Genomic DNA, 22,529 nt, shown 5'->3' on the forward strand with positions numbered 1-22,529 from the left:
CCCGCCGGGCGGCGAGACGGGCATCGTGCGGGTCGATCTGTTACAGCGGAATCCAGACCCCGAAGAACCAGAATCCCCACTGGTTGAAGCCGGGGTCCCAGACGGGTGTCTCGTTGTAGCCGTAGTAGTTGACGGGGCCATACGCCCACGGGCCGCCGGGCGGCGGAAGGGGCCTGTTCCACGCCGGCCGTGGCGGCTCGCCCCAGCCCCACGGTGCGGGCCCGTCTCCCCATGGCGCGCCGTGGAAGTAGCCGCGGTGCGGATCGCCGCGCCAGGGGCCGCCCGGTCCACCGGGACCGCCAGGGCCGCCGGGCCCGCCCGGATGGTCGAACCCGGGGCCGCCGGGATGATCGAACCCCGGCCCGCCGGGGCCACCAGGTCCGCCCGGGTGATCGGGCGGCGGTCCGCCCGGCCCGCCGGGACCTCCCGGTCCGCCCGGGTGACCGGGACCACCCGGTCCGCCGGGGCCACCCGGGCCTCCGGGTCCGCCTGGACCCGTCGGCGCATGAAAATCACCCGGCGCCGGACCGCCATGGTTGCCGCCGGGTGCCGGCGGCGGTCCCGGGGCGGCGAACGCCGCGCCGGCACCCATGCCGAGCGCCGCGGCGCCAAGAGCGCCGACGATCGTTCCCCCCGCAATGAATTGCTTTAGTTTCATTAGTCCTTCACCTCTAGAAGTGAGTCCCTAGAACCCCCCAACAACCACAGGTTAGATAGCGCGTCTATGGATCAGCTGTGTCTGGCCCAAGCGGAACTTTTGGGGCATAAGGCAAGGCTCGGCTAGGTATGGCAAGGCTATAATTGCTGGTCGGACGCGATTTTGGTGTATATCGTTGCGGACGTGTCGACTACCTCCCACCCCGCCGAGCCCCATGTGGGTTCGGTGTCGTCAAAGCTGAATTGGCTGCGCGCCGGAGTGCTGGGCGCCAACGACGGCATCGTGTCCACCGCGGGCATCGTCGTGGGCGTCGCGGCGGCGACGGTGGAACGCACCCCGATCTTGACCGCCGGGATCGCGGGGCTCGCCGCCGGCGCCGTGTCGATGGCGTTGGGCGAATACGTCTCGGTCAGCACCCAGCGCGACACCGAGCAGGCTCTGCTGACCAAGGAAATGCAGGAATTGCGCGACGACCCCGCCGCCGAATTGGACGAGCTGGCCGAGCTTTACGAGGCCAAGGGTCTGTCACCGGCGACGGCCCGCACCGTGGCCGAGGAACTCACCGACCACAATCCCTTCGTCGCCCACGCCGAGGTCGAACTGGGTATCGACCCCGAGGAGCTGACCAATCCGTGGCAAGCGGCGCTGTCCTCGGCGCTGTCGTTCACCGTGGGCGCGCTGCTGCCGTTGATCGTGATCCTGGTGCCGCCGACGGCATGGAGAATCCCCGCCACCGTCGTCGCGGTGCTGCTGGCCTTGGTGCTGACGGGGGCGGTGTCGGCGGGATTGGGCGGTGCGCCGCAGGGTCGGGCGGTGGCCCGCAATGTCATCGGTGGCGGGCTCGCGTTGGCGGTCACCTACGCGATCGGGCACTTGGTGGGCGCCGCGATCGCGTGATCGCCGCGGCGGCCGGCACGCGCCGGGACTGGAAACAGAAACTGTAATATCAACTGTTGCCGTCCCGACGAGAAAGAGCCGTGCATTGACCGAAACCAACATCGCGCCCGAGGACGTTGATTCCGCGGCGCAGACCCCGTACTTTCTGCGCGACGAAAACCGTTTTGTACCAAACGGAATCGCGCGCGGCGGCTGGGGCCCGTCGCTCAGCGGCCACGTCGTGGGTGGGCTCTTGGGATGGGCCGCCGAACGCGCCGTAGACGATCCACAACTGCAACCCGCGCGGCTGACCGTCGACCTTCCCGCGCCGACCGCCCTGGAACCGATCGAGGTCCACACGCAGGTGCACCACGATCGCCGGCGACTGCGGCTCGTCGAAACCGTCCTCACCCAGCGCGGCACCCCGGTCGCGCGGGGCAGCGCGTTGTTTCTGCGGCGCGGCCCACAACCCGAGGGGGAGGTGTGGTCGCCGGCCGTGCAGATGCCGCCGCTACCCATCGACTACGGCCCGGCGCCGTCGCTTTTCGTGCGCACCTACGGCTGGGGCACCGACATTCAGAATCCCGATCCCGATTGGCCCGACACCTCGGGACCGAAATACACCTGGCTGCAGGAGACGCGCGAGCTGATCGACGGCGAACCGCTCAGCCCCTTCACCCGAGCGGCCATGGGCGCGGACATCACGGCCTCGCTGGCCAATTGGGGCACGAACGGATTGCAGTTCATCAACGTCGACTACACCCTGACGCTGACCCGGCTGCCCGAAGGGCCCCACATCGGGCTGGCCTCCCTCACGCACTACAGCCACGACGGCGTGGCCACCGGCTCGGCCGTGCTCGTCGACCACAGCGGGCCGATAGGCAGTTCGGTGTCAGTTGCCATCGCGCACTCCGGATTTCGGCCCATCACCGCGCCGCCGGCCGGATGAAGGACCTCACCTACTGGACGTTGATCGCCGAGGCCGCGCGGCGAAGACCGGACCGGCCGCTGCTGGCCGACGAGTATGGACGCAGTCTCACCGCGCGTCAGTTCCGCGACGCCGCGTGCGCGACGGCCGCCGCGTTCGCCGAACGGGGGATAGGGGCGGGAACCGTGGTGTCGTGGCAGCTGCCGACGACGCTGGAAACCGCGGTCGTCATGGCGGCGCTGGCCCGACTCGGCGCGGTCCAGAACCCGATCATCCCGATACTGCGCGAGCACGAGGTCGGCTTCATCACCGCCCAACTGTCTTCGGAATTCCTTGTGGTCCCCGAGTTTTGGCACCGATTCGACTACGGGGGGATGGCGCGGGCCCTGTCCTCGGAGCGGGGCTTCCAGGTCGTCACCGTCGACCTGGCGACACCGCCCACGTCCGGTGAGCTTCGGCTGCCCCGCGCGGGCGCCGATGCCCTCGGGCCGCCGCCGGGGCCTACCGGCGGCACGCGATGGATTTACTACTCGTCCGGAACCACAGCGGCCCCCAAGGGGATTCGCCATACCGACGCGTCGGTGGTGGCACCCGCCGCGGGGCTGGCGGAAAAGATGGGAATCACCGCCAGCGACGTGGACCCCATCGGCTTTCCCTTCGCGCACATCGGCGGTGCGGTGATGCTGGCCGTCGGGCTGTTGACCGGCATGCGGTTAGCGCTGTTCGAGGTGTTCGACCCGGCCACCACGCCGCTGTCCATCGCGGCGCACAACCCGACCTTCTTGGGCATGGCGACACCGTTCTTCCTGGCGTTCCTCGAGGCGCAACGCAACCACGGGGACGAGCCGCTGTTCCCGTTCGTGCGGGGCTGCCTGGCTGGCGGCGCGCCGATCACCCCCGAACTGGGCCATCAGGTCCGCGAAACCTTCGGCGTAGCCGGCATCGCGAACGCGTGGGGCCTCACCGAATTTCCGGTCGCGACCTCACCGCCGCTGGCGGGGGCGCCGGAGGTGCTCGACCACACCGTCGGCGCGCCGGGACCCGGGGTCAGCGTCCGGGTCGTCGGCGGAGGAATCGAACTGCCCGCCGGGCAGGAGGGTGAGCTGCGGCTCAAGGGACCCCAATGCTTCCTCGGCTATGCCGACGCCACACTCGACGCCGACGCGTTCGACGCCGACGGGTGGCTGCGCACAGGCGATCTCGGGTTGATCGACGCGAACGGCAACGTGCGAGTCACGGGCCGGATCAAGGACGCGATCATCCGCAATGCAGAGAATGTCTCGGCCCTGGAAGTCGAAAACACACTGGCCACCCATCCTTCGGTTGCCGATGTCGCGGTCGTCGGAGTGCCCGACCCGCGCACCGGCGAGCGCGTCTGCGCCGTGGTGGTACCGGCGTCGAGCGACCACGTGTCGTTGGAATCCCTGGTGCGGCACTGCCATTCGCAAGGGTTGAGCCGCTACAAGCACCCCGAGCGTCTGGTGATCGTCGATGCGTTGCCGCGCAATCAGTTCGGCAAGGTGATCAAGAAAGAGCTGCGCGAGGCCCTCGCGGCCGGTCGCCTACAAACTTGATAGCGCTATCGCCTACAAACCCTTGGGCGCGTCGCGGACCGCTTGCACCGCCGCCGGGTCGCCGTCGAACTCGACCCGCGCCTCCCGGCCCACGGAGAACAGCAGCAGCTCCTCGGGCGGACCGGTCACCACGACCGCCGGGCCGGAGCCGGCCGTCAGCACCGTCTTGCCCCCGGGCGTGCGCAGCGCCACCCGGCCCGGGACCTTCCCCAGCGTGACCCGGGCCATCAGCGACAGCGTGCGACTCAGCGCGCGGCACATCCCTTGTTCCAGCACGCGGGGCTCCCAGGCCGGCTGCGCGCGGCGCACGTCCTCGTGGTGGATGAACATCTCGGCGACGTTGGCCACCGGGTCGAGCAGGATGAACGGCGAGTAGACGGGCGGGCCCGACGCGATCTTGTTCACCAGCTCGTCGAAGTCGTTCTTCGCGGCCGCCTCGTCCTGCACCTTGGCGGTGTGGGCGGCGAAGAACGGGATCATGATGCCGGCGGCGGCGTCGGGCCGGTACTCCCGGATCACCAGGTGGGCGGCGAGGTCCCGCGTCTTCCAGCCCTCGCACAGGGTGGGCGCCTCGGGGCCGACGGCCCGCATGGTCGCGACGAGGGCGGCGCGTTCGCGCTGAGCAACGGACATGGGTTCAGGGTAGGGCCAGCCCGCGGGCGTGAACCATCCGCATCTCGGTAAATTTGCTACGTCGTGTCAGGAAGGAAAGCACAGGGAGTGTCATGAACGCGCGTGTCGAGCAGTTGGAGTTTCAGGCCGAGGCCCGGCAACTGCTGGATTTGATGGTCCACTCGGTCTACTCCAACAAGGACTCGTTTCTGCGGGAGCTGATCTCGAACGCCTCCGATGCGCTGGACAAGCTGCGGCTGGAAGCGTTCCGCAACAAGGACCTCGATGTCGACACCTCCGACCTGCATATCGAGATCGACGTCGACAAAAGCGCACGCACGCTGACCGTCCGCGACAACGGCATCGGGATGACCCGCGACGAAGTGGTGGACCTGATCGGCACGCTGGCCAAGTCCGGCACCGCCGAGCTGCGCCAGCAGCTAAGGGAGGCCAAGAACGCGTCCGCGTCCGAGGAACTGATCGGCCAGTTCGGCATCGGCTTCTACTCGAGCTTCATGGTCGCCGACAAGGTCGAGCTGCTGACCCGCAAGGCCGGCGAGAGCGACGCCACCCGGTGGGAATCCAGCGGCGAGGGCACCTACACCATCGAATCCGTCGAGGACGCGCCGCAGGGAACCTCGGTCACCCTGCACCTCAAGCCCGAAGACGCCGAGGACGAGCTGCACGACTACACCGCGGAGTGGAAAATCCGGCACCTCGTCAAGCGGTACTCCGACTTCATCTCCTGGCCCATCCGGATGGAAGTCGAGAAACGCACCCCGGCCGAAGAGGGCGGCGAGGAGACCGTCACGCTCGAGACCGAGACCCTCAACTCGATGAAGGCGCTGTGGGCCAGGCCCAAGGAGGAGGTCTCCGCCGAGGAGTACAACGAGTTCTACAAGCACATCGCGCACGCCTGGGACGACCCGCTCGAGGTCATCGCGATGAAGGCCGAGGGCACCTTCGAATACCAGGCCCTGCTGTTCATCCCGTCGCACGCCCCGTTCGACCTGTTCGACCGGGACTCCCACGTCGGGATCCAGCTGTACGTCAAGCGCGTGTTCATCATGGGCGATTGCGACGAGCTGCTGCCGAAATACCTGCGCTTCGTCAAGGGCGTCGTCGACGCACAAGACTTGTCGCTCAACGTTTCTCGGGAAATCCTGCAGCAGGACAGGCAGATCAAGGCGATCCGTCGCCGGCTGACCAAGAAGGTCCTGTCCACGATCAAGGAGCTGCAATCCGAGCGGCCCGACGACTACCGCACCCTGTGGACCCAGTTCGGCAGGGCCATCAAGGAGGGACTGCTCTCCGACGCCGACAACAAGGACATGCTGCTGCAGGTGTCGTCGTTCGCCTCCACCCACAGCGAGGAGGAGGCCACCACCCTGGCCGAGTACGTCGAGCGGATGAAGGACGGTCAGCAGCAGATCTTCTACGCCACCGGCGAGACGCGCCAGCAGCTGTTGAAGTCACCGCACCTCGAGGCGTTCAAGGCCAAGGGCTACGAGGTGCTGCTGCTCACCGACCCGGTCGACGAAGTGTGGGTGGGGGTGGTCGACGAGTTCGACGGCAAGCCGCTGCAGTCGGTGGCCAGGGGCGAGGTGGACCTCGACGACGAGGAGGGCAAGAGCGAGGCCGAGCGCGAGGAGCAGGAGAAGGAGTTCGCCGACCTGCTGACCTGGCTGAAGGAGACCCTGAGCGAGCACGTCAAGGACGTGCGGCTGTCGACGCGGCTGACCGAGTCGCCGGCCTGCCTGATCACCGACGCCTTCGGGATCACACCGACCCTGGCGCGCCTGTACCGCGCCACCGGGCAGGACGTTCCGGTGGGCAAGCGGATCCTCGAACTCAACCCGAACCATCCGCTCGTCACCGGCCTGCGGGACGCGCACAAGGACCGCGCCGACGACCAGTCGGTCGCCGAGACCGCCGAACTGCTCTACGGCACAGCGCTTCTCGCCGAGGGCGGTGCGCTCGAGGATCCGGCGCGGTTCGCCGAGCTGCTGGCGCAGCGTTTGGCGCGCACGGTCTGAGCGTTTCGGGTGGCCACGGCCGCTAAATGCGATTGAATTCCGCCTGGAAGGGCTAAACACCACCCATGGCCAAGTTCCGGATCATCGACCCACATGGCGGGATTGTGGCGAGCAAGAATTTCGAGAGCGCCGAGGCCGCGTACGCGTGGTTCACCGACGCCGTCGCGGGCAGCACCGAGCTGGGCTGGCGCATGGAGGTCGACGACTCGGGGCGCTGGGCATTCTTCGATGACACCGAAGGCTTCACCGCCCCGGCGAGCCGCCGTCCATATCGGCGCTGAATTACCGGCCTGACGTTTCCGGGGGGTTTTCGCCCAAGAGGCGGTGGAGCAGCTCGCCGGTGCCGAGCAGGTGCTTGGTGACCAGCGACTGCGCGCGTGCGACGTCGCCCCCGCGCACCGCCCTGAGCAGCGCCGCATGTTCGCGGTCGGACTCGCCCTTGTAGGACGGCAGCCCGAACTTGAGCCGCAGGTAGCGCTCGCCGCGCTCGTGCAGCATGCCGATCAGGGCGAGCAGTTGTGGCCGCGCGGCCGGCTCGTAGAGGCTCAGGTGAAAGGCCTCGTTGCGCGCGACGTACAGCGACGGCTCGGTTTCGGCCGAGGCCGCCTTGCACAGCGCTTCGCAGTGGCGCAGCGTGTCCGCCGTGTGGGCGGGTATCGCCAGCCCGATGGCGAGGCTTTCGAGGGCGGCGCGGATCTCGTAGACCTCGCGCGCCTCGTCGGCCGACAACGGGGCCACCGTCGCCCCCTTGTTCATCTCCACCTTGGCCCAGCCTTCGCTCTCCAGCTGGCGCAGGGCCTCGCGAACCGGGATCGCGCTGACCGAGAAGTGCCGCGCGACGGCGTCTTGGCGCAGCGGCGCCCCGGGGGCGAGGGTGCCGTCGACGATCGCGGCGCGCAGCGCATTGGCGATCAACCGTGACGTGCTGCCCCGTTCCGCCAGCGAGAGCGCCGTGGGTAACGCGTTCAGCGCATTGTCCGGCGCGGTCCGACCTGTTACGCTCATCACTATATTATATATAATGTGATGCCGGACGGTGGCTAGTGCCAAACCGGCCCGCGTATGCGAATTCCGATAGTCGTTCTACCCGTGCCAACGGAGGCCAGATGACGTCAACGACGGAGCCGGCGAGCCTCACCAGGCGTCGCACGCCGCTCAATCGCTCCCAGATCGCGGGTTTCTGGGGCGCGTGGACGGGTTGGACGCTCGACGGGATGGATTCGTTCATCTACGCGCTCGTGCTCGCCCCCGCGCTGACCGAACTGCTGCCGCGTTCGGGTATCGCCGCGACGTCGACCAATGTCGGTCTCGCGGGATCGATCCTGTTCGCCCTGTTCCTGGTGGGCTGGGGGCTGTCGTTCATCTGGGGCCCGATCGCCGACCGCTTCGGGCGCACCAAGGTGCTGGCCGCGACCATCTTTACCTTCGCCATCTTCACCGGGCTTTCGGCCGCGGCGCAAAACGTCTGGCAGCTGGCGATTTTCCGTTTTATCGCGGGTGTCGGCATCGGCGGCGAGTGGGCGCTTGCGGGGACGTACGTGGCCGAGGCGTGGCCCGAGGACCGGCGCAAGATGGGGGCGGGCTATCTGCAGACCGGCTACTACGCCGGGTTCTTCCTGGCGGCGGCGCTGAACTACACCATCGGCGTCCATTTCGGTTGGCGCGCAATGTTTCTGACCGGCGCGGTGCCGATCGTCGTCGCGATCCTGATCCTGACGCGGGTGAAGGAGACGGAGAAGTGGGAGAAGCTGGAGGCTCAGCCCGCGGCCCGCGTGAGGCCGCTGCGGGAGATTCTCGGGCCGCGCTACCGGCGTCGCACCTGGGCGGCGTGCGCGCTGCTGACGATCGCGATCGTGGGGCTGTGGGCCGGCGCCGTCTACGAGCCCACCGCCGTGATTCAGTTGGCGCAGCACGCCGGTTTCGACAAGGCCGGCGCGACCAGGACGGCGTCCTGGGCGACGGGCCTGTTGTCGATCGGCACCATCTTGGGGTGTCTGATCGTGCCGGTGCTCTCCGAGCGCATCGGGCGCCGAAAGACGCTGGCGATTTACTTTGCGGGAATGGCCGTTTCGATCATCGGCAGCTTCGGTTGGGCGTTCTATCTGCCCAACGGGCTCGCACCGTTCATCGCGTGGCTGTTCGTGCTGGGGTTCTTCGGCGGCAACTTCGCGATCTTCAGCCTCTGGCTGCCCGAGCAATTCGAGACGCGCGTGCGCGCGACGGCGTTCGCGTTCTGCACCTCGTTCGGCCGCTTCGTCGGGGCCGGCGTGAACTTCCTGCTCGGCGCGGCCGTCCTGCACCTGCATACCCTGGGATTGCCCGTGGCGCTGACGGCCATCGCGTTCGTGATCGGGCTGTTCGTCATCCCGTTTGCGCCTGAGACGCGGGGCGAGGCGCTGCCCCAATAGGGGGCTCGATGCCGCCGACCCTGTAAATCTGCAGACGAAGTGCGAGTGGGGGCCTGCAGGATTACAGGTTCGACGCACGGCGGGGAGTGTTTGGTGATTGTCGGGATCGGGCCACTCAGCGCCCGAGCTGGACGGCTTTGACCACCAGCAGCAGCGCCCCGATGACCAGATAGCTGCGCAGCGCGATCATGCCGAGCCGGGTGCCGGGGGACCAGGTGACGGGTTCGAGCAGCGTCAGCGGCGGCATCCGCCAGCTGTTGCGGTCGACGGGCCGCGCGGGCGGTGTTGCGGCCGGTTTCGCGGGCTGGCCGCGGGCCACCCAGCGCAGCGCCGGCACCGCGGCGGCGGCGAGGATGACCAGCGCCAGGGAGAGGTACCCGGACACGGCGACGACGTCGATGTGGGGGAACAGGGTGGTGGCCATCAGGATTCCCGACAACAGCAGCAGGATGCCGACGATCAGCCCGGCGACCCAGTTGAGCCAGGGCCGATTGACCCAGGGCCCCAACACTTCCCGGTCGTTGCACAGCAACAGCAGGAACACGCTGGCGCTGGGCAACAGCAGGCCGGCGAGCGCCTGCACGGCAGTGGTGATCAAACCCAGCGGCGCGCCGGGGATGAGCACGATGGCCGCGGCCAGCGCCACCATCGCGGTGTAGGAGAGGTAGAACTGCTTGGCGTCGGCGAACCCGCGGTGCAGCGAATGCTTGAGGCCGAAGACGTCGCCGAAGGCGTAACTGGTGGCCAGCGTCACGGCGGCCGCGCCGATGATCGACGCGTCCATCAGCACGATGGCGAAAAACGCGCCGAGCGTCGCGCTGTGCTGGCCGAGCAGGTGCGCGATGGCCCCGGCGTCGGTGAACCCGCCCACGGTGTTGGTCGAGCGCGCCGCCCAATCGCCGGTCATCAACAGGGCAGCGGCGCCGACGATCACCACGAACGCCCCGATCACGGTGTCGGCGCGCTCGTAGGCCATGAACCGCGGCGTGATCCGTTTGTCGACCACGTTGGACTGCTGAAAAAACAGCTGCCAGGGCGCGACCGTGGTGCCGACGATGGCGATGATCAGCAGCACCGCATCCGAACTCACGCCGCCCGAGATGCTCGGCACCACAAACGACTTCGCCGCGTGCGCCCACTGCGGGTGCGACATGAGCAGCATCGGGATCTGCAGCAGGGTGACGGCGATGAAGATGAACATGGCCCGCTCCCAGCGCCGGAAGCTGCCGCTGGCCATGATGACGACAAGCGCCACCGCCGAGATCGGCACCACAACGTATTTGGAGACGCCGATGTAGTCGGCGGCCAGGGTGATGCCGATGAACTCGGTGACGATCGTCAGGAAGTTGAGCAGGAACAGGTCGCCGACGGAGAACCAGCCCCAGCCGCGGCCGAAGCGTTCGTTGATCAACCGGGCGTGGCCGACACCGGTGACCGCGCCGAGCCGGACCACCATCTCCTGGTTGACGATGAGCACCGGGATGAGCAGCAGCAGGACCCACAACAGGGAGTAGCCGTAGTTCTGGCCGGCCTGGGTGTAGGTGGCGACCCCGCCGGCGTCGTTGTCGCCGACCATCACGATGATCCCGGGACCGACGATGGCCAGCAGCGTCAGCAGCCGGGTCTTCCACGTCCGCGGATGGTCGGCCTCGCTGAGCTTGACGCGCCCGAACGCACCCTCGATGTCGCCCAGGTGCGCGCTGTCGAGCACCGCGCTGAGCCCGTGTTTGGTCTCGTCCGCGCTCGACGTCACGGTGACTCGGCTTCAGGGGTGTGGCCGTCGGTCGGTTGGGCGACTTCGCGGAACGGACGGGGGGCGGGCTCGCGTCGGCGCCAGTCCTCGGGGATGGTCGCTTCCAGGACGTCGTCGACGGTGACCACGCCGAGCACGCGGTCCTCCTCGTCGACCACCGGGATGGAGTAGAGGTTGAAGTCGGCCATCAACAGCGCGATGTCGGTCAGGTCGGCGTCGGCGCTGACGCACACAGGATCCGAATCCATCAGTGCGCCAACGCTTTCGGCGGGATCCGCCTGCAACAGGGTGATCACCGACACCACTCCGGCCAGCCGTTCGCCCTCGTCGAGGACATGCACCTTGATCAACGCCTCGGGCTGGACGGTGCGCGCGGACGCGATCAGGCCCAGCGCCGAGGCCGCCGTGGCGGTGGCGGCGCAAGAGACGAAGTCGACGTTCATCAACCCGCCGGCGCTTTCGGGGTTGAACCCCATCAGGGTGATCACCTTGGTGCGCTGCGGGGCGGGCATCAGCTCCAGCACGCGCCGACGCCGGGACTGGCGCAGGTCGGCGATCGCGTCGGCGGCGTCGTCGGCGCGCATCCGGCCCAACAGCGCGGCGACCTCGTCGTCGGGCATGTCGTCCAGGAACCGGCTGGCCTTGTCGGGGTCCAGTTCCTCGAAGACGTCGGCTTCCAATTCCGGGTCACTGCGCACCCGGTCGAGGATTTCGCCGCCTTCGGTCTTGTCGGCGTCCTCGAGGAGGTCGGCGATCTCGGCGGCCTTGAACTCGCCGAACCGGTCCGACAGGCGCCGCACGGCGTCGGAGCCACCATGGCCGATCAGCGGTTCGAATGCCTTCCAATCGCGCGCCGCATGCCCGCCGGAATGCTTGATCAGGCCGAACAACGTCGGTGGCCGGCGGGTATCCAGCCGCGCCACCACCCACCCGTCCCCGGTGTCCTCGAGCTCGACGTCATACGCGCGCACCAAGTCCGCGGCGGCGACATCGATCAGCCGATGGCCCAGCACGTCGGCGCGCAACAACACCTCACCGTCGCGGCGCTCGAACCCGCGGAGGTCAACTTTGTTCTTGGTCAGGACGATTCGTTTCGGGGCGAACTCTTCGATGGACTTGGTGCCGACGAATACCCGACGCCCGCCGACGCCCGCCACAATCCCCGTCACCGACGGATAGTCGTCCGCGCCCCGGAGTCGCACGATCACGTCCTCGACGCGGCCCACGGCCTCACCGGCGCGGGCCACCACTGGTGCGCGCAGCAACTCGGAGAGATGGATCACCGGCGGCCCACCGCGGGGCTTCTCTGATGTGCTCACTTGTCCTCCTCAACGCTGTGCGACGATCGCCCGCAGGATGCCAGCTGCGGGTACCGCTTACAACCAGGTTCGGTGATGGCGCAAGTATCGTGGCTCGACCGGTTTGGCCGCCAGAGCGTACGCCGCGGCCGCGGGGAATAGCTACAGCCAACAGGTAAACGCCGGGTGGCCATCGGGGAATGCCGCGCCCGGCGGCTCGCTAAAACGCTTGTACGAGTGGGTTATTGCTTGTCGACCTTGCCGGCGATCTGGTTGGCAACGGTGACGGCCAGGTCCCCAGGATCCTTGCGGCATGCGTCGACGTCGATCACCACGTTGTTGCGCACGGTCAGCGCGCGCTGACAGCTCTGGGCCAGCGTGGTGCCGTTCTTGGTCGCGGACACGTTCGTGGTGGTGCTCAAAACGCCGTTGGTGTTGGAGACCACTCCCACCTTCCACTGGATTTCGGGCGAGTCCGCGTCGCCGGGAATCGTGCCCTGGCGGTTGGCGCACTCAGGCCAGCGCTGGGTGGAGGCGGTGAAGAAGGCGTTCGCCTCCTTGGCGGACGGGAACAACACCACCACCTCGGTCACCTCGGGGTCGGGATCGTTCGAACTCGCTGGGAGCGGGGTGGTGGCGCGTTCCCGGTGAACTGCCGTGTTGCCGCTGCCGGCATAGACGGGGGCCTCGCCGGGATGCTGAATGAAGAGGCATTCGGCCGGAAATTTGTATCCCTGCGGGTAGTTCGTGGTGCTGTCGTCCGGCAGCGTGTCGAACTTGTCACCGACGGTCGTTCCGGTGCCGCCTACCGCGCTGTCGATCTCGGGCGGGGTGAGCATGAGATTGAGCAGCGCGGCCTGGGCCAGGGGCGGCTTGGACGGGGTGGTGGTTGTCGTCGACGACGAGGCCGCGCCGCCCCCGCCCCCGCCGCCACAGCCCGCGGCCAGTATCCCGACGACGGCTACGGCGGCCGCGGTTGTCTGCTTGCGCATGGTTGAGCGCCCTTCGTGCTTGAGTTGGCTCCTCAAGCGTTCCGCGCACCCCCACGCGTCGGCTATTCAGAGGTGGTTTGCGGGTGGAGCATACGACAGCGTGGCGCTGGCACACTGGGGTGTGCCCGAAATCGCCTTCAACTCTGTGTCACCGATCGTGCCGGTGAAAGACCTGGACGCCGCACTCGACCGTTATCGCCGACTCGGCTTCGACGCGCGCGCCTACGAGGGCCCGGAACGCTACGGGTTCGTCGACCGCGGGTCGGTCTCCATTCACCTCACCGAATGGGCCGAGCACGATCCGCTTCGCACCGCCGCGAGTGTGTATCTCTACGTCGACGACGCCGACGCCCTCCACGCGGAGTGGGCGGCGCTGGACAACCTCGCCGGCCGCCTGATCGAACCGCGCGAAACGCCCTACGGACTAAGGGAATTCGCCTACGTCGATCCCGACGGCACCCTACACCGGATCGGTTCGCCGAACGTCTGATTCCGTCGCCTGGCTGCGCGCCAGCGCCACCGCCGCGGCGATCATCACCGCGACCGACACGCCAAGCGCGACCATGCCGATGTTGTTGGTGCTCAACGTCTCACCCAGCACCGTAACGCCGAGCACTGATCCGACGATCGGTTCGGCGACGGTCACCGCGGGTAGCGACGCGGTGAGCGAGCCGGCCCGAAACGCCGACTGCTCCCAGGCCGTCGCCGCGAGGCCCAGCACCGCCCACACGTACAACTCGGGCGCGCGCAGCAACGCCGGGACGCCGTTGCCGAGCTGGTCGACGACGCCCTTCGTCAGGACCGTGAACAAGCCCCACAGCGAACCCGACATCAGGCCCAGCAGCATCGCGCCGACCCAACCCGGGAACATCTGGGCGCCAATCACACACAGAAACAAGCACGGACCAAGGACCAAGCCCACAACGATCCACGTCCGAACCGACCCGCGCGGGACTCCCGCCTGCGGGTTGCCGACCGTGACCACCACCGTCACCGCGGCGGCAAGCAGCACGGCCCAAATCCCTTGCCACCGAGTGATTCTGCGGTGGTTGGCCGCCGCGCTGATGAGCAACGCGAACAGCAAGGAGGTCACCGACAGCGCCTGCACCAGCACCACGGACCCCAGGCCGAGCGCCGCGGCCTGCAATCCGAACCCGGCGGCGGCCACCAGGCTGCCCGTCCACCATCGCCGGTCGCGCAGCAGCCGGCGAAACAGCGCGAGGGTGCCGACCGGCTTGTCGGTGACCTGTTGGGCGGACCGCTGCTCGAGGACATCGCCGATGCCGATCATGAGCGCGGCGCCGATCGCGAGCAGTGCCGCGATGCCCGTCCTGCCCACGAGGGCCTCCTGCGTCATCCGCCCGTCTTCGCCGAGCGAATGCCCCGCGTGCCCGAGCTAGCTGTTGCGCCGGATCTTCAGCGCGGCGGTGATCATCGGGATCTGCAACGGTAGCCGGGCCAGCGCGGCGATGCGCATCGGCCATGGCTTGCCCCACCACAACCGGCACATGTTGACGTTGGCCGGAAATACGCACACGAAAAGCACGGCGGCGGCCAGCGCGGCCAGCCGCCGGGTGCGCCGCGGCACCAGCAGCGCACCGACGGCGATCTCGGCGACTCCGGATGCGTAGGTATACAACCGCGCGTCGCCGGGCAGTTCGTCGGGCACGATGTCGTCGAATGGTTTGGGCGCCAGGAAGTGGACGGTGCCGACGCCCATCAACATCGCCGCGACTCGATATGCGGTGGTCCGGGTCGTATCACGTTCCACGAGGGGTGTGGTGGTCATCGACCCATTGTGTCGTGCGCCGCGCAGGCGTCGCTCACTGCTCTCCCATTGCGTGGGCATCGACCGGGTTGCGCCGGTTGACGATCAGTGGGTCGGCCTTCGTGAACGGGAAGTCGGGCAGGTCGTCGATGTGCGTGCCGAACGTCGCCGCGAGCACCTTGCGCGAGTAGGCGCTTGCCGAGGCGCGATACCCGATGTCGCCGGGGGTCGGTTGGTCGAAGAAGATGCAGAAGTGCATCTCGGGGGCGTCGAAGACCTCGATGTGGTGGGGGTAGGCGCGGGGAATGAAATACACATCGCCCTGGCGCAGGTACCACGTGTCGAGGGTGCCGTCCGGATCCATCACGGTCATCCGCGCCGCGCCACGGTTGACGTAGCCCATCTCCGCGGTGATCGGGTGCCAGTGCGGTTCGCGCATGCCGTCCTCGCGGATGCGCAACGAATACATCGACAGGTCTTTCAGCGCAGGCCAGTACTGCAGTCGTGCGGTTCGGGCCGAGCCGACGGCGATGCTGACGGGCGGCGTCATCGCCTCCACCGAGAATTTGTGTGGGTCATCGAAGTAGGCGCTCGCCGGCACGTCTGGCTCACCGTCACGGGCGGCCAACGCCCGGTCGCTGGTGTTGCGGCGGATCGCGGCGAAATCGGACGCCGGAAGGTCATAGGTGTTGCCCAGGACGGCGTCGGTCATGGCTCCGAAAGCCGCGCCCAGCCCAAAGTCCTCGGGCCGTTCGCTGCGGAAGGTGATGATGAATTCGCACACGTCGCTTCCGATGTTCTCGATGTGGTGCAGTGAACCGGAGTCGACGTGGAACATGTCGCCCGCCCGCACCACGAATGATGAGAATCGGCTGCCGGTGTCGAGCACCGAGACGAGTGCGGTGCCGGAGACGCAGTAGGTCAACTCGTTGGCGTTGGCATGCCAATGCGGGGTCCGCATCGCGCCCGGGTTGATCAGCAGCCGCTTGATCGACAGCCCCTTGAGGATCGGGAAGGTGTCGGCGGTGAGGCGGCGCATCGAGCCGAGGTCGGACTCTTCGACGATTTCACCGTCCGTCAACGATGCGACGTGTTGGCTTGTCCGCGTGAGCATTTCATCCTCCTGGGGGTGGATATCTCCTTGCGGCCCACTATGCCGCCCCAGCGGACGCCCGTCCAACACTCGTTTTGAATGCGATGATCAACGCTGTTTATCGACGGCGACCCGCCTGGCTGTCACTGTCGTCCCCCAGGCACGGGCCGCGCCCAGCCGCATCGACTCCGGGTCGCCCGTAGTCAGGTACACGCGCTTGCCGAGTTTTGCGCCCTCGCTGAAGCCGTTGTAGCGCCCGGCAATCGCGGCGGCCATCCGCTCAACGGGGTCGATCAGGAGGGCGTGTGGCAGCGCAGCGGCGAACCACCTGGTTGCGGCCGGGTAATGGGTGCAGGCGAGGACGAGGGCATCAACGCGTCGCAGCGGCGCGAGAATCTTGCCCAGGTCGGCAAGGAACTGTGGCGAGCCAGTGCGACCGGCCTCGATGTGCGCGGACAGCGGTTGTGCCACTCGCGACAACACAACTCGTCCCTGCCTGGCCAGCCCGCGCCGATAGTGACCGGCGGCGATGGTGCGCCGCCCGCCTATCACCCCAACCTGCCCGGTGAGATCTTCGGGGACCGAGGCCAACCCGTGATCGATGATTCCCCCGACAGGGACCGCGGCACCGCCGAGCCGCCCAACCACCGTGCTGGCGGCGTTGCACGCGAGCACCACCTCGGTGGCTCCGCGCTCGGCGAGTGCGTCGACCACCGTAGTGAGGCGGCCGGTCAGCTCGTCGACTCCCATCCGCCCGTAGGGGGTGGCGCCGGCGTCCGACCAATACAGCACCGGCAACCCGGGAGCCGCTCGGTCGAGGGCCTGTACCAGGCCCAGGCCGCCGATGCCCCAGTCCACTATGCCCAAGCAAGAGTTCGTGTTCATGGGCATCAGGGGTAGGAGAGCGGGGTCGTGCGGCCCTTGGGAAGGGGACCTGAATCGAAAGCCAGCACCCTCTGCGACATGGTGGTGGTCAATGTTTTCAGGCCGGCGTCGGGGAAGCGGCTACCGAAGTACCAGCGATACTCGTGCTCGGCGCGGATTGGATTGTGCCGCAGCATCTCCCGCCAGTCGGGGTGGGTGGTCAACGCGGCCAGGTCGCTGGTGAACTGCGGGCGGACCCGCCGTGACCGGAGGTGCGCGAATGCCGACCGGGCGAGCAGGCCGAGCTCGCGCACCCGCACCGGGTGTTCGACCATGTCGACGACCCACAGCTGTCCGCCCGGGGCGAGCACCCGCCGGATCTCTGCCATGACCGGATCCCAGTCCAGGTACCGGAAGGACAGAAACGAGATCACCACATCGACGTGGTCGTCGGGAACGTCCAGCGCCGGCCCGCTGGTTTTGATGAACCGCAGCCGGGCGCGGTCGCGGCTACGCTCCCGTGCCCGAGCCAGCATTCCGGCGGAGGTGTCCACCCCGATCCCGAAGTCGACGGCCCCGATGTCGTCCAGTGCGCGCAGCAATGCTCCATTGCCGCAACCGATCTCGAGCACCCGAAGCGGCCTCCCGAGCGTGGCGCGAGTGCGCGTCGCCTTTTCGGCGATCCACCGCCACTCGGCGGCCCGGACGCGGATGTCGGTGTAGGCGCGGTCGTAGAGCTCGGCCACGCGGTCGTAGGACCGCTCCGTAATCGCTGCGGCGGGAACGCTTTCCACCATTGGCTCGGCGGCACCCCCGAGATACTTGTGGACGCTGCCCGCTAAGCCGTGGGACTTCTTGCCGGGCGTGGCGATCATGTAGAGACTCGGGCGTGCCGTCGGTTGGCGGCCCGCCCACGCGAACCGGTCTTTGCGGGTCGACACGGTCGTGTAGTTGTAATTGCCGAACGCGGGAACCCCGAACACCTCGGCGAAGAACGGCGCGAACCAGCGTGCCGTTCGGCAGGCATGGAAATACGCCCGCCCGTCGGCGGCGAACGGGATTGTCATGGCCCGCCATTCGTGCGGGGAGAACTGCTCGGGCCAGTCCGTCGAACCGAACATCGGTCCGTACATGCCCGCATGGCTGATCAGGTGCAGCTCGCTCAGCACCCGCCCCGCGTTGGCGAATTCGGCCAACTTGGCCAGGAAGTCGGCCTTGTGGTGCACGCCGGAGACGATCACCTCGGCGTCGGGATGGGTGACCGCCAGCTCGCGGCCCATCGTCGCCGCGGCCACCCCGAACTCTGCCGACCCGCCGCGGTAGTGGGTGGTGTGTGCTACCCACAGCAGCGGCTTTGTTTCGGTTTTGGGCGCGACGCGGGCGAAAGGGACGCGAGGATGATCACCCTGCGGGATCCAGGCGCCGAAGTTGCCGACCAGCTCGAGCACTTCGGCCCGCTCCAGGTCGAACACCCGCATGCTGGACGCCGGCGGGCTGTAAAAATGCAGCGTCAGACCGCGCGCCCCGGCCGTCATGTCATGAATGTCCTCGGGCGCAATGCGAATCGGTACGCCCTCGGACCGGGTCGCGTGTTCGGCGATGACTAGGCGCGGGCCATCCCAGCCGAACCGCCGTTCGATGAACGTGCCCTCGATCGGGATGACGAATCCGCCTGCCCCGCCGTGGTCATGGGGCGCGCAGCTGTGTCCCGGGCGCCAGCGGGCGAGCATGATTTCCACCTCGTCGTCGGCCCGCAGGATCGAGCGTGAGTAGGGCTCTCCCTCATTGGGGGGTTTCGCCACTTCGGCCAGCGTCGGCCCGGCTTGGGCTACGCGGGCCAGTAGCTCGGGTCCCGGCAGCTCGCCGCGGATGGCGACTGCGGCCAGGGTGTCAAGTAGCGCGGCCAGCTCCGCGAGCGCGTCGCTGGTAGCGGGCGAGTGGTGGTGGGCCCGGTGGGCTGTGTCGGTCATCTCGGATTCCTCGTGCTAGAAGAGATGGCCGGGTCTGGGATCGCGCCTCGGTGCTGTCCTTTCGCGGCCGTTGCGCATACGCTTTCGCCGCGTCCTTGCGCAATCCTTGCGCGATTCTTGGAAATGCCTCAGGAGTCACGTTCGCCCCAAACGCCACAAAATGGGAGGGGTTCCGAAGTACTTAGCCCGTTACTATTGGCCATACGGTATTTGGTACGATTCGCCGCGTCTGTCCGCCCACCGCAACGAGGTTGAAAACATGGCTACACCCGTGATCGTCGGCGCCACCAGGACGGCAATCGGCCGCTCCTTCAAGGGCGCGCTCGTCAACACGCCGCCCGAGACGCTGATCACCACGGTCCTCCCTGAGGTGGTGCGCAGGTCGGGCATCGACCCCTCCGCCATCGACGACATCATCTTCGCCGAATCGCACTACGGCGGTGGGGATTTGGCCCGGTACGCCGCCGCGGCGACCGGCATGGAGGACATCCCCGGCCAGGCGGTGAACCGGCACTGCGCGGGGAGCCTCACCGCGATCGGCAACGCCGCGGCCCAGATCGGCTCCGGGATGGAGCGCGTGCTCATCGCCGGCGGCGTGCAGTCGCTGTCCATGACGCCGTTGATGAACCAGCGCATCCCCGGCCCCGAGCTGAAGTTCGAGGAGCGCTGGCTGCCGCCGACGCACGTCGAGACCCCGGAAGCGCCGACGAAGGACATGTCGATCACCGTCGGGTGGAACACCGCGCAGAAGGTCGGCATCACCCGCGAGGAGATGGACGCCTGGGCGGCCCGGTCACACGAGCGCGCTATCGCCGCGATGGACGCCGGCAAGTTTCTCGACGAGATCGTTCCGCTGAAGATCACCCAGTTCGACGGGTCGGTGACCGACTTCTCGGTCGACGAGCATCCCCGGCGCGACACCACCATCGAGAAGCTCGCCGGCCTCAAGGTGCTGCACCCCGAGATCGAGGGATTTTCGATCACAGCGGGCAACAGCAGCGGAACCAACGACGCCGCGGCGGCGGTCGCGCTGGTGGACCGCGACTACGCGCTCGCCGAGAAGCTGAACGTGATGGGCACGGTCAGGGCCTGGGCCGCCGTGGGCGTGCCGCCCCGCGACTGCGGCCTGGGCGCGGTCAAGGTGATCGGCAAGGTGCTGCAGCGCGCCGGGCTGTCGGTGGACGACGTGGCCCTGTGGGAGATCAACGAGGCGTTCGCCTCCGTGCCGATCGCCGCGTGCCGCGAATACGGCATCGACGAGGAGAAGGTGAACTTCTCCGGCAGCGGCTGCAGCCTCGGCCACCCCATCGCGGCCTCGGGTGCGCGCATGGTCACCACCCTGGCCTACGAGCTGGCGCGACGCGGCGGCGGCATCGGCGTCGCGGCGATGTGTGCGGGCGGCGGTCAGGGCGGCGCGGTCGTCATCGAGGTCTGACCGGCTCACCTTTCGGCGCCAGCGTGCGGCCAGACGCACGCTCGCAGCCGAGCGTGCGGCGAGCCGCCCGTTGGGGGCGCGGAAGCCCGGCTCTAGTTGCAGAACGTGTAGCCGATGAATTGGGCGTCGCGCGCGTTGGCGACCGAGTAGTTGACGTAGTGCACCGCCGGCATCCCGTTGTACTGGGTGTTGGTTTTCTGCGCGGTGGGCGGGGGGACCGCCTTGGGGAAGGCCAGGATCAGGTCGGCGAAGATCTTGAGCCCCGCCTGGCAGATCGCGTCGGGCCGGGGCGGCTGGGCGTTCCACGCGTGCACGACGACCGGGTCGGTGAGCTGATAGCCCGCGGCGCAGTTGGGATCGCAGATCTTGAAGACCGCGGTGCCGGTGCCGTCGGCGCCCTGTGGTCCCCACGAGGTCCACGACATGTCTTGCAGCGCAACGGCAACGCTGGCGCATCCCAATATGTTGAGCTTCTTCGGGCGCTCGACGGGCGGGACCGACGGGTTGTAACAGCCCGGGATGGCGAAGCTGGTCGGTGGCGACGGCTGGGTGGTGGCCTGCCCCGGAGTGCTCCGGTGGCCGTGCACCAGCTTCACGCTGACGAAGGCGAGTACACCGATCAGCAGCACAGCCAGGATGACACCCACGACCCCCAGGCGTCCCCCCGGAAACCGCAGCCGACTCGATGACGAGACGTCGCCGCTCACGCTTACCAGGTTATGGCAGAAACGGCCGACCCGGGCGGCGCTGCCGCAAGAATCGTCGCAGGGTAAATTTGGTCAACGCTACCAACTTATTGAGGATTACCGATGGATGATCATGCTCTGGCCGCGCGGCTGGCCGCGGAGGCGGGACGCCTGCTGCTCGGGGTGCGCGAGGAATTCGCCGAGGCCGACGCCGGCGAGCGAAAAGCCGCGGGGGACAAGAGGTCCCACGACTTCCTGATGGAGGCCCTGGGCGCCGAGGGGCGCGACGACGCGGTGCTGTCCGAGGAGGGCGCCGACGACCCGGTGCGGTTGCGCTCACAGCGGGTCTGGATCGTCGACCCGCTCGACGGGACGCGGGAATTCTCCGAGCTCGGCCGCGACGACTGGGCCGTGCACGTGGCGCTCTGGCAGGACGGTGAACTCGTCGCCGGCGCGGTGGCGCTGCCGGCGCAGGGGATCACGTTGGCGACTCCCCACGTCACCGCGCCCCCGGCCGCGCCGGACCAGACGCGCATCGTGGTCTCGCGCACCCGGCCGCCCGCGCTCGCCCTGGCCGTCCGCGACGCGCTGGACGGCGTCCTCGTCGAAATGGGTTCCGCCGGAGCGAAAGTGGCGTCGATCGTGCAGGGTCTCTCGGACGTGTACGTGCATGCGGGCGGCCAGTTCGAATGGGACTCGGCCGCGCCGGTGGCGGTGGCCCGCGCCGCCGGGTTGCACACGTCCCGCATCGACGGCTCGCCGCTGGCGTACAACCAGCCCGACCCTAAGCTGCCCGACGTCGTGGTGTGCCGCCCCGAACTCGCCGCTACGGTGCTGGCCGCAACTTCGGCGCCGAACGTCGAGTAGTCGCGGCCACCGGGCCGGTCGGCCACTCCGCCGCTCAGCGCTCTCCCGCTGGCGGCCAGGTTTGCATCGCCGCCTCGAGCTGTTCGTCCTCGAGCGCGTCGACGGTCAGCGGCGGCTGATCGCTGCGATAGCGCATGCCCTCGAGGAGGATGGCGACATACCGTCGCCAGAGTTCGGTGTCGACGTGGCCGGCGTATTCGCTGACCGTTCCGGCCAGCAGCCCGAAGATCGGCATGTCGCCGGGGGACATCTCGGAACGCAGATGACCGTCCTTCTGGGCGCGCTCGAGGAGTTCGGAAAGCCTTGGCACGAGCCGAACTCGGGCAGCCTCCACGCGATCGCCGCCATGGCCCTTGCCGAAGGCGACCTCCCGCATCCCGCGGTCGGTCGCGGTGAGTTCGCACATTTGCTCGACGAACCACACGAAGCCCTGCCATGAATCGGGATGGCGCAACGCGGTTTCCGCCATGGCGGTGAGCTCGTCGATGCCGTCTTCGAAGATCGCCTCGAGCAGCTCCTGCTTGGTGGGAAACCGCCGGTACACGGTTCCGACCCCCACGCCCGCGTGGTGAGCCACCTCGTTGAGGGTCGCCTCCAGCCCCCGGGACGCAAACAGTTCACGGGCGGCCTCGATCACCCGCTGACGGTTGCGCTCGGCGTCTTTTCTGAGCGGACGATCCGTCATCTTGCAAGCGCTCACGTCGATGAGTG

Annotated in this window: 22 protein-coding genes; 9 read left to right on the top strand and 13 right to left on the bottom strand. The window is 68.1% G+C overall.

What is annotated here, in order from left to right; translation table 11 throughout:
• Positions 1-40: 40 nt before the first annotated feature.
• On the bottom strand, positions 41-658 hold the full coding sequence (locus tag A9X00_RS31175; RefSeq protein WP_082974707.1) for a chitin-binding protein: 618 nt from the start codon (positions 656-658) through the stop codon (positions 41-43).
• A 183-nt stretch (positions 659-841) separates the two neighbouring features.
• Here A9X00_RS31175 and A9X00_RS05690 point away from each other — a divergent pair, with 183 nt between their 5' ends.
• From A9X00_RS05690 to A9X00_RS05700, 3 genes are all read left to right on the top strand, one after another.
• Positions 842-1,555: a VIT family protein gene (locus tag A9X00_RS05690; RefSeq protein ID WP_067150365.1), complete on the top strand. Its 714-nt coding sequence runs from the start codon at positions 842-844 to the stop codon at positions 1,553-1,555.
• 145 nt (positions 1,556-1,700) lie between these two features.
• Positions 1,701-2,483, top strand: a complete 783-nt coding sequence (locus A9X00_RS05695) for a thioesterase family protein (protein ID WP_156771941.1) — start codon at positions 1,701-1,703, stop codon at positions 2,481-2,483.
• A complete protein-coding gene (locus tag A9X00_RS05700; protein WP_067150271.1) occupies positions 2,480-4,036 on the top strand; it encodes a class I adenylate-forming enzyme family protein in 1,557 nt (518 codons plus the stop codon). Before A9X00_RS05695 ends, A9X00_RS05700 begins: the two co-directional genes overlap by 4 nt.
• A 12-nt stretch (positions 4,037-4,048) precedes the next feature.
• Here A9X00_RS05700 and A9X00_RS05705 read toward each other — a convergent pair whose 3' ends face one another.
• Complete coding sequence (locus tag A9X00_RS05705; RefSeq protein ID WP_067150274.1) at positions 4,049-4,669, bottom strand: TIGR03085 family metal-binding protein; 621 nt, start codon at positions 4,667-4,669, stop codon at positions 4,049-4,051.
• 92 nt (positions 4,670-4,761) lie between these two features.
• Between A9X00_RS05705 and htpG the strand changes: the two genes are divergently transcribed.
• Both htpG and A9X00_RS05715 read left to right on the top strand, forming a co-directional pair.
• Positions 4,762-6,684 carry a molecular chaperone HtpG gene (gene htpG / locus A9X00_RS05710; RefSeq protein WP_067150277.1) on the top strand — a complete coding sequence of 641 codons (1,923 nt, stop codon included), beginning with the start codon at positions 4,762-4,764 and terminating at the stop codon, positions 6,682-6,684.
• Positions 6,685-6,749: 65 nt separating this feature from the next.
• Entirely contained in the window at positions 6,750-6,965 is a 216-nt protein-coding gene (locus tag A9X00_RS05715) for a hypothetical protein (RefSeq protein WP_067150280.1), read from the top strand.
• Position 6,966: 1 nt separating this feature from the next.
• On the opposite strand, the gene A9X00_RS05720 is transcribed toward A9X00_RS05715, so the two are convergent.
• Positions 6,967-7,689: a GntR family transcriptional regulator gene (locus A9X00_RS05720; protein WP_067150283.1), complete on the bottom strand. Its 723-nt coding sequence runs from the start codon at positions 7,687-7,689 to the stop codon at positions 6,967-6,969.
• Between the two features lie 101 nt (positions 7,690-7,790).
• Here A9X00_RS05720 and A9X00_RS05725 point away from each other — a divergent pair, with 101 nt between their 5' ends.
• Positions 7,791-9,092 carry an MFS transporter gene (locus A9X00_RS05725; RefSeq protein ID WP_067150286.1) on the top strand — a complete coding sequence of 434 codons (1,302 nt, stop codon included), beginning with the start codon at positions 7,791-7,793 and terminating at the stop codon, positions 9,090-9,092.
• Positions 9,093-9,207: 115 nt separating this feature from the next.
• Here A9X00_RS05725 and A9X00_RS05730 read toward each other — a convergent pair whose 3' ends face one another.
• From A9X00_RS05730 to A9X00_RS05740, 3 genes are all read right to left on the bottom strand, one after another.
• Positions 9,208-10,845: an Nramp family divalent metal transporter gene (locus tag A9X00_RS05730; RefSeq protein ID WP_067150289.1), complete on the bottom strand. Its 1,638-nt coding sequence runs from the start codon at positions 10,843-10,845 to the stop codon at positions 9,208-9,210.
• The gene (locus A9X00_RS05735; protein WP_067150292.1) at positions 10,842-12,164 is read right to left on the bottom strand and encodes a magnesium transporter MgtE N-terminal domain-containing protein; all 1,323 of its coding nucleotides are present in this window, start codon (positions 12,162-12,164) and stop codon (positions 10,842-10,844) included. The genes A9X00_RS05730 and A9X00_RS05735 overlap by 4 nt, the downstream gene beginning before the upstream one ends.
• A gap of 221 nt (positions 12,165-12,385) precedes the next feature.
• Complete coding sequence (locus tag A9X00_RS05740) at positions 12,386-13,135, bottom strand: sensor domain-containing protein (RefSeq protein ID WP_067150295.1); 750 nt, start codon at positions 13,133-13,135, stop codon at positions 12,386-12,388.
• Positions 13,136-13,265: 130 nt separating this feature from the next.
• On the opposite strand from A9X00_RS05740, the gene A9X00_RS05745 reads away from it, so the two are divergent.
• Entirely contained in the window at positions 13,266-13,625 is a 360-nt protein-coding gene (locus A9X00_RS05745; RefSeq protein WP_082974712.1) for a VOC family protein, read from the top strand.
• Here A9X00_RS05745 and A9X00_RS05750 read toward each other — a convergent pair.
• From A9X00_RS05750 to A9X00_RS05770, 5 genes are all read right to left on the bottom strand, one after another.
• Positions 13,596-14,474: a DMT family transporter gene (locus A9X00_RS05750; RefSeq protein ID WP_067150371.1), complete on the bottom strand. Its 879-nt coding sequence runs from the start codon at positions 14,472-14,474 to the stop codon at positions 13,596-13,598. The genes A9X00_RS05745 and A9X00_RS05750 overlap by 30 nt on opposite strands.
• Before the next feature lie 57 nt (positions 14,475-14,531).
• Positions 14,532-14,924 (bottom strand): MauE/DoxX family redox-associated membrane protein, encoded by a 393-nt coding sequence (locus tag A9X00_RS05755; RefSeq protein WP_067150299.1) that lies wholly within the window; start codon positions 14,922-14,924, stop codon positions 14,532-14,534.
• A 34-nt stretch (positions 14,925-14,958) separates the two neighbouring features.
• Positions 14,959-16,017: a cupin domain-containing protein gene (locus tag A9X00_RS05760; RefSeq protein WP_067150303.1), complete on the bottom strand. Its 1,059-nt coding sequence runs from the start codon at positions 16,015-16,017 to the stop codon at positions 14,959-14,961.
• An 87-nt stretch (positions 16,018-16,104) separates the two neighbouring features.
• Complete coding sequence (locus A9X00_RS05765) at positions 16,105-16,881, bottom strand: glutamate racemase (RefSeq protein WP_197515065.1); 777 nt, start codon at positions 16,879-16,881, stop codon at positions 16,105-16,107.
• A gap of 5 nt (positions 16,882-16,886) precedes the next feature.
• On the bottom strand, positions 16,887-18,830 hold the full coding sequence (locus A9X00_RS05770; RefSeq protein WP_067150310.1) for a methyltransferase domain-containing protein: 1,944 nt from the start codon (positions 18,828-18,830) through the stop codon (positions 16,887-16,889).
• 259 nt (positions 18,831-19,089) lie between these two features.
• Here A9X00_RS05770 and A9X00_RS05775 point away from each other — a divergent pair, with 259 nt between their 5' ends.
• A complete protein-coding gene (locus A9X00_RS05775) occupies positions 19,090-20,265 on the top strand; it encodes a thiolase family protein (protein ID WP_067150314.1) in 1,176 nt (391 codons plus the stop codon).
• Between the two features lie 92 nt (positions 20,266-20,357).
• Here the strand turns inward: A9X00_RS05775 and A9X00_RS05780 are convergent, their stop codons facing one another.
• Positions 20,358-20,942: a hypothetical protein gene (locus tag A9X00_RS05780; RefSeq protein WP_369830720.1), complete on the bottom strand. Its 585-nt coding sequence runs from the start codon at positions 20,940-20,942 to the stop codon at positions 20,358-20,360.
• Between the two features lie 132 nt (positions 20,943-21,074).
• Here A9X00_RS05780 and A9X00_RS05785 point away from each other — a divergent pair, with 132 nt between their 5' ends.
• Positions 21,075-21,818, top strand: a complete 744-nt coding sequence (locus tag A9X00_RS05785; RefSeq protein WP_067150319.1) for a 3'(2'),5'-bisphosphate nucleotidase CysQ — start codon at positions 21,075-21,077, stop codon at positions 21,816-21,818.
• 34 nt (positions 21,819-21,852) lie between these two features.
• On the opposite strand, the gene A9X00_RS05790 is transcribed toward A9X00_RS05785, so the two are convergent.
• Positions 21,853-22,503 (bottom strand): TetR/AcrR family transcriptional regulator, encoded by a 651-nt coding sequence (locus tag A9X00_RS05790; protein ID WP_156771943.1) that lies wholly within the window; start codon positions 22,501-22,503, stop codon positions 21,853-21,855.
• Between the last annotated feature and the right edge of the window lie 26 nt (positions 22,504-22,529).

The sequence above is a fragment of the Mycobacterium sp. 1245805.9 genome, from assembly GCF_001672915.1.
In the GTDB taxonomy this organism is placed as follows: domain Bacteria; phylum Actinomycetota; class Actinomycetes; order Mycobacteriales; family Mycobacteriaceae; genus Mycobacterium.